Source organism: Enterobacter hormaechei subsp. xiangfangensis, from assembly GCF_001729785.1.
GTDB lineage: Bacteria > Pseudomonadota > Gammaproteobacteria > Enterobacterales > Enterobacteriaceae > Enterobacter > Enterobacter hormaechei_C.
Genome location: NZ_CP017183.1, coordinates 2,763,546 through 2,776,704, shown reverse-complemented (window position 1 = coordinate 2,776,704; position 13,159 = coordinate 2,763,546). Strand labels below are relative to the sequence as shown.

Below are 13,159 nucleotides of genomic sequence, written 5' to 3'. Positions count from 1 at the left end.
AAGGATGATTGAAGCAGACCGCCTGGTATCGGCAGGCACCATTCAGCCAGATGACGTGGTGGATCGCGCGATCCGTCCCAAACTGCTGGATGAGTATATCGGCCAGCCGCAGGTTCGTTCTCAGATGGAGATTTTCATCCAGGCGGCAAAGCTGCGCGGCGATGCGCTCGATCACCTGCTGATTTTTGGTCCGCCGGGGTTAGGTAAAACCACCCTGGCGAATATCGTCGCCAACGAAATGGGCGTTAACCTGCGTACCACTTCCGGCCCGGTACTGGAGAAAGCAGGGGACCTGGCGGCGATGCTGACCAACCTCGAACCGCATGACGTGCTGTTTATCGACGAGATCCATCGCCTGTCGCCGGTGGTGGAGGAAGTGCTCTATCCGGCAATGGAGGATTACCAGCTGGATATCATGATCGGTGAAGGTCCGGCCGCGCGCTCGATCAAAATCGATCTGCCACCGTTTACCCTGATTGGCGCCACGACCCGCGCCGGCTCGCTGACCTCTCCACTGCGTGACCGTTTTGGTATCGTGCAGCGTCTGGAGTTTTATCAGGTGCCCGACCTTCAGCATATTGTGGGGCGCAGCGCGCGCTACATGGGGCTGGATATGAGCGAAGAGGGGGCGTTTGAAGTGGCGAAGCGCTCCCGCGGTACGCCGCGTATCGCCAACCGCCTGCTGCGCCGGGTGCGTGACTTTGCCGAGGTGAAGCACGACGGCACTATATCGGCCGAGATCGCCGCCCAGGCGCTGGATATGCTGAACGTCGATGCTGAAGGTTTTGACTATATGGACCGTAAGCTGCTGCTGGCGGTGCTGGATAAGTTCTTTGGCGGGCCAGTAGGGCTGGATAACCTGGCGGCGGCAATTGGCGAAGAGCGTGAGACTATCGAAGATGTGCTGGAGCCGTATCTGATCCAGCAAGGCTTCTTGCAGCGTACCCCGCGCGGTCGTATGGCGACGGTGCGGGCGTGGAATCATTTCGGCATTACGCCGCCCGCGATGCCGTAAGTAGCGATAAATTCTAGCCCCGGTAAGCGAAGCGCCACCGGGGACATGCTGACTACTGCGCGGTCTTTTTCATCATACTGAAAATAAACAACACCGCCGCGCACAATACCACCGACGGCCCCGCTGGCGTGTCATAAAACGCCGAGAAGGTTAACCCGCCCGTCACCGCAATCATTCCGATAATCACCGCGATACCGGCCATTTGCTCCGGCGTACGCGCAAAACGGCGCGCCGTGGCGGCAGGGATTATCAGCAGCGACGTGATGATCAGCGCGCCGACAAACTTCATCGCCACGCCGATGGTTAACGCCGTCACCAGCATCAACAGCAGCTTCACGCGCTGAAGCTTCACGCCGTCGACAAAGGCCAGATCCGGGCTGACGGTCATCGCCAGTAAACTCCGCCACTGCCACAGCAGGATCCCGAGCACCACCGCCACGCCAATGGCAATGGAAATGAGATCTTCGGGCGTGACGGCCAGCAGATCGCCAAACAGGTAGGCCATCAGATCTACGCGGATGTTTGACATCAGGCTCACTACCACCAGGCCCAGCGACAGGGCGCTGTGCGCCATAATGCCGAGCAGGGTATCAATTGCCAGGTGAGGGCGTTTTTCCAGCCAGACCAGACCGGCAGCCAGCAGCAGCGTGACGACAATCACCGCATAAAACGGGTTCACGTCCAGTAATAAACCAAACGCGACACCCAGCAATGAAGCATGGGCCAGCGTATCGCCGAAATAGGACATTCTGCGCCAGACGACAAACGAGCCGAGTGGACCCGCGGCGCAGGCAAGCATAATCCCGGCCAGCCAGCCGGGCAGTAACAGTTCAATCATGAGTGTCCATTTCCCCGACGCAGGACAATTCGTCCCTGTAAATCATGGCGGTGATTGTGATTATGGCGATAGATGCCCAGCTGTTCGGCGCCACGATGGCCAAACATGGAGATAAATTCGGGATGCATTGACACCACTTCCGGCGTGCCGGAACAACAAATGTGATGGTTCAGGCACAGTACTTCGTCGGTTTTGGCCATCACCAGATGCAGATCATGGGAGACCATCAGCACCGCGCAGTTAAGCTCCCGACGGAGCTGGTCAATCAGATCGTACAGCGCAACCTGACCGTTGACGTCAACACCCTGCGTCGGCTCGTCCAGGACCAGCAGCTGAGGGCTGCTGAGCAGGGCACGGGCAAGCAATACGCGCTGGGTTTCACCGCCCGACAGCTTTTGCAAGGGCGCCTCAACAAGATGTCCCGCCTGAACGCGTTTCAGCGCCGGGAGGATATCCGCTTTACGCGTACCGGGACGGAGGCGCAGGAAGCGGCTCACCGTCAGGGGCAGGGTGGCATCAAGATGTAATTTTTGCGGCACATAGCCGATACGCAATTTGTCTTCGCGGACGATAACACCTGCGTCAGGGGCTACCAGGCCTAATACGACGCGCACCAGCGTCGATTTGCCTGCACCGTTAGGGCCGAGCAGCGTGAGTATTTTGCCGGGCTTCAGATTCAGCGACACGTCAGAAAGGACGCGGCGCTGGCCGAATGAGACCGAAACATTTTCAAGAGAAACTAAAGTCGTCATGTCAATTTAAGCTTGCAGAAGTCATCGAATGTTATAATATCACATTCCACGCATTCATTACGATGATTAGTCGCATTATGTTACAGAAAAATACGCTTCTTTTCGCAGCTTTATCCGCTGCTCTTTGGGGTACAACAGCACAAGATGTTAACGCCGCTGTTGTCGCTTCGCTTAAACCGCTTGGATTTATCGCCTCTGCCATCGCGGACGGGGTCACTGAGACACAGGTTCTGCTGCCTGACGGGGCTTCCGAGCATGATTATTCTCTGCGTCCATCTGATGTAAAACGCTTACAGAACGCGGACTTAGTCGTCTGGATTGGTCCTGAGATGGAAGCGTTCATGCAGAAGTCAGCCAGACAGCTTCCCGCTGAGAAACAGGTGACGATTGCCGGGCTGTCCGGCGTGAAACCGTTACTCATGAAAGGAGCTGAGGACGAGGGTGATGAGCATGACCACGACCATGCTCATGGTGAAAAAGGTGACGACCATCACCATCACGGTGAATACAACATGCATCTCTGGCTCTCCCCAGAGATAGCGCGGCTTACAGCGGTTGCAATCCACGACAAATTAGTGGAACTTATGCCGCAAAGTCGAATCAAACTCGACGCCAACCTGAAGGATTTTGAGGCTCAATTAGCCGCAACCGACAAACAGGTGGGTAACGAGCTCGCACCGCTTAAAGGAAAAGGGTACTTCGTTTTTCATGATGCCTACGGGTATTACGAGAAACATTACGGTCTGACCCCGCTGGGGCATTTTACCGTCAACCCTGAAATTCAGCCTGGTGCGCAGCGTTTACATGAAATCAGAACACAGTTGGTTGAGCAAAAAGCGACATGCGTTTTTGCTGAGCCACAGTTCAGGCCAGCGGTCGTAGAAGCCGTGGCCAGGGGAACATCCGTGCGCATGGGAACCCTTGACCCGCTAGGTACGAACATCCAGTTGAGCAAAGCGAGCTATTCGCAGTTCCTCAGCCAACTGGCGAATCAGTATGCGAGCTGCCTGAAAGGAGATTAACGAGGAAGTGAATACGTGCAACAGATAGCCCGCTCTGTCGCCCTGGCATTTAACAATCTGCCTCGACCCCACCGCGTTATGCTGGGGTCGCTTACAGTTCTCACATTAGCGGTCGCCGTCTGGCGGCCCTATGTTTACCACCCGAGTTCCGCCCCAATCATCAAAACCATCGAACTGGAGAAGAGCGAGATCCGCTCTCTGCTGCCCGAGGCCAGCGAGCCTATCGATCAGGCCGCTCAGGAAGATGAAGCGATTCCCCAGGATGAGCTGGATGACAAGATCCAGAATGAAGCTGGCATTCATGAATATGTTGTATCCACTGGCGATACGCTGAGCAGCGTCCTGAACCAGTACGGTATCGACATGGGCAACATCAGCCAGCTCGCCGCATCCGATAAAGAGCTGCGTAACCTGAAAATTGGTCAGCAACTTTCCTGGACCTTAACGCCCGACGGCGATCTGCAACGTTTGACCTGGGAGATGTCCCGTCGCGAAACCCGCACCTACGATCGCACTGCAAACGGTTTCAAAATGACCAGTGAATTGCAGCAGGGCGACTGGGTTAACAGCGTCATGAAAGGGACCGTCGGCGGCAGCTTTGTTTCCAGCGCACGCGATGCCGGCCTGACCAGCGCTGAAATCAGCTCGGTGATCAAAGCCATGCAGTGGCAGATGGATTTCCGCAAACTGAAAAAAGGCGATCAGTTCTCTGTCCTGATGTCCCGCGAAATGCTGGACGGTAAGCGCGAGCAGAGCCAGCTGGTGGGCGTTCGTCTGCGTTCAGACGGCAAAGACTACTACGCTATTCGCGCGGAAGACGGTAAGTTCTATGACCGCAGCGGTACGGGTCTGGCAAAAGGCTTCCTGCGTTTCCCAACGGCGAAACAGTTCCGCGTCTCCTCCAACTTTAACCCGCGTCGTCTGAACCCGGTAACGGGCCGCGTAGCGCCGCACCGTGGCGTTGACTTCGCTATGCCGCAGGGCACGCCAGTGCTGGCGGTAGGAGATGGTGAAGTGGTCATGGCGAAACGCAGCGGTGCTGCTGGCTATTACGTTGCTATTCGTCACGGTCGTACGTACACCACCCGCTACATGCACCTGCGTAAACTGCTGGTCAAACCGGGCCAAAAGGTGAAACGTGGCGATCGCATCGCGCTGTCCGGTAACACCGGCCGGTCGACGGGGCCGCACCTGCACTATGAAGTGTGGATCAACCAGCAGGCGGTTAACCCGCTGACGGCGAAACTGCCGCGCACCGAAGGGCTGACCGGAAAAGATCGCAAAGATTACCTGGCGCAGGTGAAAGAGGTGATGCCGCAGCTGCGCTTCGACTAAGCTCTCCTGATTTAAAAAGCCGGCGTCAGTATGCGCCGGCTTTTTCTTTTGTGCGCGGGCGGCAGCCTCGCTACACTATCCGCATATATTTTTGCGTCACCAGACCCTGGAACCCGCATGGAAACCAAAAAAAACAATATTGAGTACATTCCTGAGTTTGAAAAATCTTTTCGCCACCCGCGTAACTGGGGCGCCTGGATTGGCGTATACGCGTTTGCTGGCATGGCGTTGCTACCTGCTTCCCTTCGCGATCCGGTGCTCGGTAAAGTGGGGCGCCTGGCAGGGCGCTTGGGTAAAAGCGCGCGCCGACGCGCGCAAATAAACCTGTTGTACTGTTTCCCGGATAAAAGCGACGCCGAACGCGAAGCAATCATTGATGACATGTATACCACTGCGCCGCAGGCGATGGCGATGATGGCGGAACTGGCGCTGAAAGGGCCGGAGAAGATCGTCGAACGCGTTGACTGGAAAGGGCTGGAGATCATCGACGAGATGCGTCGCAATGATGAAAAGGTGATTTTCCTGGTGCCGCACGGCTGGGGGGTCGACATTCCGGCGATGTTAATGGCGTCGCAGGGCCAGAAAATGGCGGCGATGTTCCATAATCAGGGAAACAAAATCTACGATTTCGTCTGGAATACCGTGCGCCGTCGCTTTGGCGGACGCTTGCACGCCAGAAACGATGGCATTAAGCCTTTCATTCAGTCGGTACGTCAGGGTTACTGGGGCTACTATCTGCCCGATCAGGACCACGGTCCTGAGCACAGCGAGTTTGTCGATTTCTTCGCAACCTATAAAGCCACGCTACCAGCGATTGGTCGCCTGATGAAAGTCTGCCGCGCCCGCGTGATCCCACTGTTCCCGGCTTATGACGGTAAAACGCATCGCCTGAGCATTGAGGTACGTCCGCCGATGGACGATCTGCTGACCGCAGACGATCACACCATCGCACGCCGCATGAATGAAGAGGTGGAAGTGCTGGTGGGGCCGCATAAGGAGCAATATACGTGGATCCTGAAGCTGCTCAAAACGCGTAAACCTGGCGAAACAGAGCCGTACAAGCGTAAAGAACTTTTCCCGAAGAAATAGGAAACCTTCACCCCTCTCCCCTTAGGGGAGAGGGGATCAGAGCTTACTCTACGGTCAGTACGCGGGTGGTATTGGTTGAGCCGATGGTGCTCATCACGTCACCCTGCGTCACGATAACGATATCACCGGATACCAGATAACCTTTGTCGCGCAGCAGGTTCACGGCATCGTGCGCGGCGGCCACGCCGTCGTTGGTGCTGTCGAAGTATACTGGCGTCACGCCGCGATACAGCGCCGTCAGGTTCAGCGTACGCTCGTGACGGGACATGGCGAAGATCGGCAGACCGGAGCTGATACGGGACGTCATTAGCGCGGTACGGCCAGATTCGGTCATGGTGATGATCGCCGTGACCCCTTTCAGGTGGTTGGCTGCGTACATCGCGGACATCGCAATCGCTTCTTCCACATTGTCGAACTGGATATCCAGGCGGTGCTTGGAGACGTTAATGCTTGGGATCTTCTCTGCACCCAGGCAGACGCGCGCCATGGCGGCCACGGTTTCCGCCGGATACTGGCCCGCCGCGGTTTCCGCTGACAGCATCACCGCGTCAGTACCATCCAGCACGGCGTTCGCCACGTCCATGACTTCTGCACGGGTCGGCATTGGGTTGGTGATCATGGATTCCATCATCTGGGTGGCAGTGATCACCGCGCGGTTCAGCTGACGCGCGCGACGGATCAGCGCTTTCTGGATACCGACCAGTTCAGGGTCGCCAATTTCCACGCCCAGGTCACCACGGGCAACCATCACCACGTCAGACGCCAGGATCACGTCGTCCATCGCGTCCTGATCGCAGACCGCTTCAGCGCGTTCCACTTTTGCAACGATTTTCGCATCGCAGCCTGCATCGCGCGCCAGGCGGCGAGCATAGTTCAGATCTTCACCGCAGCGCGGGAAGGAGACGGCCAGATAATCCACGCCGATCTGCGCTGCGGTCACGATATCCGCTTTGTCTTTATCGGTCAGCGCTTCGGCAGACAGGCCACCGCCGAGTTTGTTGATGCCTTTGTTGTTGGAGAGCGGGCCGCCGACGGTCACTTCGGTGAACACCTTCATACCCTGAACTTCCAGCACTTTCAGCTGTACGCGTCCGTCGTCCAGCAGCAGGATGTCGCCAGGCACAACGTCAGCAGGCAGACCTTTGTAGTCGATACCCACTTTTTCCTTATCGCCTTCACCTTTGCTCAGGTTGGCGTCCAGCAGGAATTTATCGCCGATGTTGAGGAAGACTTTGCCTTCTTTAAAGGTCGATACGCGGATTTTTGGACCTTGCAGGTCACCGAGGATAGCAACATGGCGGCCCAGTTTAGCTGCGATTTCACGCACTTTGTCGGCACGTAATTTATGGTCTTCTGGCGTACCGTGAGAGAAGTTCATACGCACCACGTTAGCACCCGCGGCGATAATCTTTTCGAGGTTATTATCGCGGTCGGTGGCCGGGCCTAAGGTGGTGACGATCTTGGTTCTGCGAAGCCTTCTGGACATGTAATACTCCGTTGACTGAAACAACTTTGGTGTTGCGTGAACATAGAATCGGCCTTCATCTATCGCAATGCAGTAGCGAGGGGACCGAATGCCGTAAATCGTACTTCGTCGTTATTAGGGAACATCGCTCTTTATAAGCAATTCTTTATCAAAACGCGATTCTTTCAGGGCTTCCTTGACCCGCTTCAAGTTATCCCGGAATTTTGCGCCCCGGCGTAAGGTAAAACCGGTCGCCAGTACGTCGATGACCGTCAACTGCGCCAGGCGGGAGACCATCGGCATGTACATGTCGGTATCCTCCGGTACGTCCAGGGTAATGGCGAGCGTCGCTTCCCGGGCGAGCGGCGTACCTGCCGTCGTCAGGGCGATGACCATCGCATCGTTGTCACGCGCGAGCTGCGCCAGCTCCACCTGGCTCTTGGTGCGGCCCGTATGAGAGATGAGTACCACGACATCATCTTCGCTACAATTCATACAGCTCATGCGTTGCAGCACAATGTCATCGGAGTAAATCACCGGCACGTTAAAGCGAAAGAACTTATTCATGGCGTCATGCGCCACGGCGGCGGACGAGCCAAGGCCAAAGAAGGCAATCCGTTTGGCCTGCGTGAGAAGATCGACCGCGCGATTTACTGAACTCATGTCCAGAGACTGGCGAACGTGGTCGAGCGTGGCCATTGCCGATTCAAATATTTTTGCGGTGTATGCATCAACGCTGTCGTCTTCATCGACATTGCGATTAACATACGGGGTGCCGTTTGCCAGACTTTGGGCCAGATGCAGTTTAAAATCAGGAAAGCCGCGCGTGTCCAGACTACGACAGAATCGATTGACCGTCGGTTCGCTGACGCCCGATTCCTGTGCCAGAGCGGCGATGCTTGAATGAATCGCCTGAGCGGGCGCGGCGAGAATAACTTCAGCCACTTTGCGCTCGGATTTGCTAAGGTGTTCCAGTTGAAACTGGATTTTTTCCAGCATGTTCATTGTTAACAAGACGCTCATGAGGGCATAAACGATTTCATAAAGAGATGAAACCTTGATTCGATTTAGCCGATATTACCCCCAGGACTCCCGAAAGGGTAATCGTCGACAAGAAATGTTGTTGTTTTTTTTCATTACTTGATCGACGTCGGGTTTTGCTCTGACCCCGTTGCGCAAAGAATCGACGTTTGTTGCGTCATCAGACGGGCGTAATGGCCCAGGCGACGAAAAATCACCGTATCGCACGTGACGTTAAGCGCTAATGGTTTCAGGAAACGCGTAAAAGCAGTACAGTGCATTGTAATAAAATTACAACGATACCTGGCAGAGTACCAGGCGATCTAACTGAGGAGAATGACATGGCGGTAACGCAAACAGCCCAGGCATGTGACCTGGTCATTTTCGGCGCGAAAGGCGATCTTGCACGCCGAAAATTGCTGCCTTCCCTGTATCAGCTCGAAAAAGCGGGCCAGATCCATCCCGACACCCGGATCCTTGGGGTAGGGCGCGCAGACTGGGATAAGGAGGCTTATACCAAAGTCGTGCGTGAGGCGCTCGAAACGTTCATGAAAGAGAAAATCGATGAAAGCCTTTGGGATAAGCTGAGCGGGCGTCTCGATTTCTGCAACCTGGACGTCAACGATGTAGGCGCCTTTACCCGTCTGGGTGAAATGCTTGACCAGGAAAATCGTGTCACTATTAACTATTTCGCCATGCCGCCAAGCACCTTCGGCGCCATCTGCAAAGGTCTGGGCGAGGCGAAGCTGAACGCCAAACCGGCGCGCGTAGTGATGGAGAAACCGCTGGGTACGTCGCTGGCGACCTCGCGTGAAATCAACGACCAGGTAGGCGAGTTCTTTGAGGAGTGTCAGGTTTACCGTATTGACCACTATCTGGGCAAAGAGACGGTACTGAACCTGCTGGCGCTGCGTTTTGCCAACTCCCTGTTTGTGAACAACTGGGACAACCGCACTATCGACCACGTGGAAATTACCGTGGCGGAAGAGGTGGGCATCGAAGGCCGTTGGGGCTACTTCGACCAGGCCGGCCAGATGCGTGACATGATCCAGAACCACCTGCTGCAAATTCTGTGCATGATTGCCATGTCTCCACCGTCAGATCTGACGGCCGACAGCATTCGTGACGCCAAAGTGAAAGTGCTGAAATCACTGCGCCGTATTGACCGCTCCAACGTGCGTGAGAAAACCGTGCGCGGCCAGTACACCGCAGGTTTTGCCCAGGGGAAAAAAGTTCCTGGCTATCTGGAAGAAGAGGGCGCGAACAAGTCCAGCAACACCGAGACGTTTGTGGCGATCCGCGTGGATATCGACGACTGGCGCTGGGCCGGTGTGCCGTTCTACCTGCGTACCGGGAAACGTCTGCCGGCAAAATGCTCCGAAGTGGTGGTCTACTTCAAAAATCCGGAACTGAACCTGTTCAAAGAATCCTGGCAGGAACTGCCGCAGAATAAACTGACCATCCGTCTGCAACCGGACGAGGGTGTGGATATTCAGATCCTGAACAAAGTGCCGGGTCTTGATCACAAACACAACCTGCAAACCACCAAGCTCGACCTGAGCTACTCTGAAACCTTCAACCAGACGCATCTGGCCGACGCTTACGAGCGTCTGCTGCTGGAAACCATGCGTGGTATCCAGGCGCTGTTCGTCCGCCGCGATGAAGTGGAAGAGGCGTGGAAGTGGGTCGACTCCATCACCGAAGCGTGGGCAGCCGATCAGGACGCGCCAAAACCGTATCAGGCGGGAACATGGGGACCTGTCGCCTCCGTTGCGATGATCACCCGTGATGGCCGCTCCTGGAACGAGTTTGAATAACCACCTTCTCTAGCCCAAAGGTGTTATTTTACCGGTAACATGATCTAACACAGCAAGTGGCATAATTTTTATCTTTTAAGCTCCGCGTGGATTCACCCGCGGAGCTTTTTTTATTACACTCCCTTCAGACATTTTGCCCCTGTGCTCCGGATATCAGGCGTTTCAGCGTTGTTAACAACCGTCAGAAACTGTGTAAACTCCCGAGCCTGGACAGATAAATTAGAGGAGCTTTTATGAATCCGACATTGTTACGCGTAACACAACGCATTGTTGAACGCTCGCAAGAGACCCGTGCTGCCTACCTTGCCCGCATCGAACAGGCGAAGAGTGAAACGGTCCATCGCTCACAGCTGGCCTGCGGGAATCTGGCCCACGGCTTTGCGGCCTGCCAGCCTGGTGATAAAGACGCGCTGAAAAGCATGTTGCGTAACAATATCGCCATCATTACCTCCTATAACGACATGCTTTCAGCCCACCAGCCGTATGAGGTCTACCCGTCTATCATCCGCAATGCGCTGCACAGCGTGAACGCGGTGGGCCAGGTTGCAGGCGGCGTGCCGGCCATGTGTGATGGCGTAACCCAGGGCCAGGACGGTATGGAACTGTCCCTGCTGAGCCGCGAAGTGATCGCCATGTCGGCGGCAGTGGGCCTGTCTCACAATATGTTTGATGGCGCGCTCTATCTGGGCGTGTGCGACAAAATCGTCCCGGGGCTGGTGATGGCCGCGCTGTCGTTTGGCCATCTGCCAGCGATTTTTGTGCCGTCAGGCCCGATGGCAAGCGGTCTGCCAAACAAGGAAAAAGTCCGTATCCGCCAGCTGTATGCCGAAGGAAAAGCGGACCGTCAGGCACTGCTGGAAGCGGAAGCCGCGTCTTATCACGCGCCGGGCACCTGTACATTCTACGGTACGGCCAACACCAACCAGATGGTGGTGGAGTTTATGGGGATGCAGCTACCGGGCTCGTCGTTCATCCAGCCGGATGCGCCACTGCGTAAAGCGCTGACCGAAGCCGCAGCCCGTCAGGTGACGCGCCTGACCGGTAACGGCAACGAGTGGATGCCAATGGGCAAAATGGTGGATGAAAAAGTTATCGTAAACGGGATTGTCGCCCTGCTGGCGACCGGCGGTTCAACCAACCATACCATGCACCTTGTCGCGATGGCGCGCGCGGCGGGCATTCTGATTAACTGGGATGACTTCTCCGATATCTCCTCCGTGGTACCGCTGATGGCGCGTCTGTACCCGAACGGTCCGGCGGACATCAACCACTTCCAGGCCGCGGGCGGCGTGCCGGTGCTGATGCGCGAGCTGCTGAAAGGCGGCCTGCTGCATGAGGATGTCAACACGGTGGCGGGCTTTGGCCTGCATCGCTATACCCTTGAACCCTGGCTGAACAACGGTGAGCTGGACTGGCGCGAAGGAGCGAGCGACTCGCTCGATCCTCAGGTTATCGCAACCTTCGAACAGCCGTTCTCTCCTCACGGCGGCACCAAAGTGCTGAGCGGTAACCTTGGACGTGCCGTGATGAAAACCTCTGCCGTGCCGGAAGAGAATCAGGTGATTGAAGCCCCGGCGGTGGTGTTTGAAAGCCAGCACGACGTTTTACCTGCTTTTGACGCGGGTCTGCTTGATAAAGACTGTGTGGTCGTGGTGCGTCATCAGGGACCAAAAGCGAACGGGATGCCAGAATTACATAAACTTATGCCGCCGCTTGGTGTATTATTGGACCGCCGTTTCAAAATTGCACTTGTGACCGATGGACGCCTCTCGGGGGCATCCGGTAAAGTGCCTTCAGCGATTCATGTCACCCCGGAAGCCTACGACGGCGGCCTGCTGGCGAAAGTGCGTGATGGTGACATGATCCGCGTTAACGGTCAGACAGGCGAGTTAACCCTGCTGGTGGACGAAGCAGAGCTGGCGGCGCGTCAGCCACATATTCCTGACCTGAGCGCATCCCGCGTGGGTACCGGACGCGAAATGTTTGGTGCGTTGCGTGAGAAACTCTCCGGTGCGGAGCAGGGCGCAACCTGTATTACGTTTTAAGACGACTTGATTTTAACGATCTGGCGAGAGAAAACTCTGATGAAAAACTGGAAAACAAGTGCAGAAGCAATCCTGACTACTGGCCCTGTCGTGCCGGTTATTGTGGTAAACAAACTGGAGCACGCTGTCCCAATGGCGAAGGCGCTGGTTGCGGGTGGCGTTCGTGTTCTGGAAGTGACCCTGCGTACGGCCTGTGCGATGGATGCGATCCGTGCTATCGCCAAAGAAGTGCCGGAAGCGATCATCGGTGCAGGTACGGTTCTGAATGCGCAGCAGCTGGCGGAAGTGACCGAAGCGGGCGCACAGTTTGCCATCAGCCCGGGGCTGACCGAGCCCCTGCTGAAAGCCGCAACCGAAGGTTCTATTCCGCTGATCCCGGGTATCAGCACCGTTTCTGAACTGATGCTGGGCATGGACTACGGCCTGAAAGAGTTCAAATTCTTCCCTGCTGAAGCGAACGGCGGCACCAAAGCGTTGCAGGCGATTGCGGGCCCATTCTCCCAGGTGCGTTTCTGCCCAACGGGCGGCATCTCTCCGGCAAACTACCGTGACTACCTGGCGCTGAAAAGCGTGCTGTGCATCGGTGGCTCCTGGCTGGTTCCGGCGGATGCGCTGGAAGCAGGCGACTGGGATCGCATCACTAAACTGGCTCGCGAAGCGGTAGAAGGCGCGAAACAGTAACAAATGCCCAATGCATAAAGCAGGCCCTCTGGCCTGATGCTGGTCACTTTATGTGACCAGCATGTATAAGTTCTTCTTCT

11 protein-coding genes are annotated in these 13,159 nt (G+C 56.1%); 7 read left to right on the top strand and 4 right to left on the bottom strand.

Annotated features, from left to right (window positions below; all coding sequences use genetic code 11):
• Positions 1 to 4 precede the first annotated feature (4 nt).
• Positions 5 to 1,015, top strand: a complete 1,011-nt coding sequence (gene ruvB, locus BFV63_RS13335; protein WP_003859753.1) for a Holliday junction branch migration DNA helicase RuvB — start codon at positions 5 to 7, stop codon at positions 1,013 to 1,015.
• A gap of 52 nt (positions 1,016 to 1,067) precedes the next feature.
• Here ruvB and znuB read toward each other — a convergent pair whose 3' ends face one another.
• Entirely contained in the window at positions 1,068 to 1,853 is a 786-nt protein-coding gene (gene znuB / locus BFV63_RS13330; protein ID WP_003859755.1) for a zinc ABC transporter permease subunit ZnuB, read from the bottom strand.
• Entirely contained in the window at positions 1,850 to 2,605 is a 756-nt protein-coding gene (znuC, locus tag BFV63_RS13325; protein WP_003859757.1) for a zinc ABC transporter ATP-binding protein ZnuC, read from the bottom strand. The genes znuB and znuC overlap by 4 nt, the downstream gene beginning before the upstream one ends.
• A 77-nt stretch (positions 2,606 to 2,682) precedes the next feature.
• Between znuC and znuA the strand changes: the two genes are divergently transcribed.
• The 3 genes from znuA (at position 2,683) to lpxM (ending at position 6,051) form a co-directional block, all read left to right on the top strand.
• The gene (gene znuA, locus BFV63_RS13320) at positions 2,683 to 3,627 is read left to right on the top strand and encodes a zinc ABC transporter substrate-binding protein ZnuA (RefSeq protein ID WP_003859760.1); all 945 of its coding nucleotides are present in this window, start codon (positions 2,683 to 2,685) and stop codon (positions 3,625 to 3,627) included.
• Positions 3,628 to 3,642: 15 nt separating this feature from the next.
• On the top strand, positions 3,643 to 4,962 hold the full coding sequence (gene mepM / locus BFV63_RS13315) for a murein DD-endopeptidase MepM (protein WP_003859762.1): 1,320 nt from the start codon (positions 3,643 to 3,645) through the stop codon (positions 4,960 to 4,962).
• Positions 4,963 to 5,079: 117 nt separating this feature from the next.
• Complete coding sequence (lpxM, locus tag BFV63_RS13310; protein WP_022651444.1) at positions 5,080 to 6,051, top strand: lauroyl-Kdo(2)-lipid IV(A) myristoyltransferase; 972 nt, start codon at positions 5,080 to 5,082, stop codon at positions 6,049 to 6,051.
• Between the two features lie 43 nt (positions 6,052 to 6,094).
• On the opposite strand, the gene pyk is transcribed toward lpxM, so the two are convergent.
• Together pyk and BFV63_RS13300 are read right to left on the bottom strand one after the other, a co-directional pair.
• Entirely contained in the window at positions 6,095 to 7,537 is a 1,443-nt protein-coding gene (gene pyk, locus BFV63_RS13305; protein WP_003859767.1) for a pyruvate kinase, read from the bottom strand.
• A gap of 114 nt (positions 7,538 to 7,651) precedes the next feature.
• A complete protein-coding gene (locus BFV63_RS13300) occupies positions 7,652 to 8,521 on the bottom strand; it encodes a MurR/RpiR family transcriptional regulator (RefSeq protein WP_003859769.1) in 870 nt (289 codons plus the stop codon).
• A 356-nt stretch (positions 8,522 to 8,877) separates the two neighbouring features.
• Here BFV63_RS13300 and zwf point away from each other — a divergent pair, with 356 nt between their 5' ends.
• The 3 genes from zwf (at position 8,878) to kdgA (ending at position 13,079) form a co-directional block, all read left to right on the top strand.
• Positions 8,878 to 10,353, top strand: a complete 1,476-nt coding sequence (gene zwf, locus BFV63_RS13295; protein ID WP_003859771.1) for a glucose-6-phosphate dehydrogenase — start codon at positions 8,878 to 8,880, stop codon at positions 10,351 to 10,353.
• 233 nt (positions 10,354 to 10,586) lie between these two features.
• On the top strand, positions 10,587 to 12,398 hold the full coding sequence (gene edd / locus BFV63_RS13290) for a phosphogluconate dehydratase (RefSeq protein WP_032659039.1): 1,812 nt from the start codon (positions 10,587 to 10,589) through the stop codon (positions 12,396 to 12,398).
• 39 nt (positions 12,399 to 12,437) lie between these two features.
• Positions 12,438 to 13,079 carry a bifunctional 4-hydroxy-2-oxoglutarate aldolase/2-dehydro-3-deoxy-phosphogluconate aldolase gene (kdgA, locus tag BFV63_RS13285; RefSeq protein WP_003859774.1) on the top strand — a complete coding sequence of 214 codons (642 nt, stop codon included), beginning with the start codon at positions 12,438 to 12,440 and terminating at the stop codon, positions 13,077 to 13,079.
• The last annotated feature ends 80 nt before the right edge of the window (positions 13,080 to 13,159 follow it).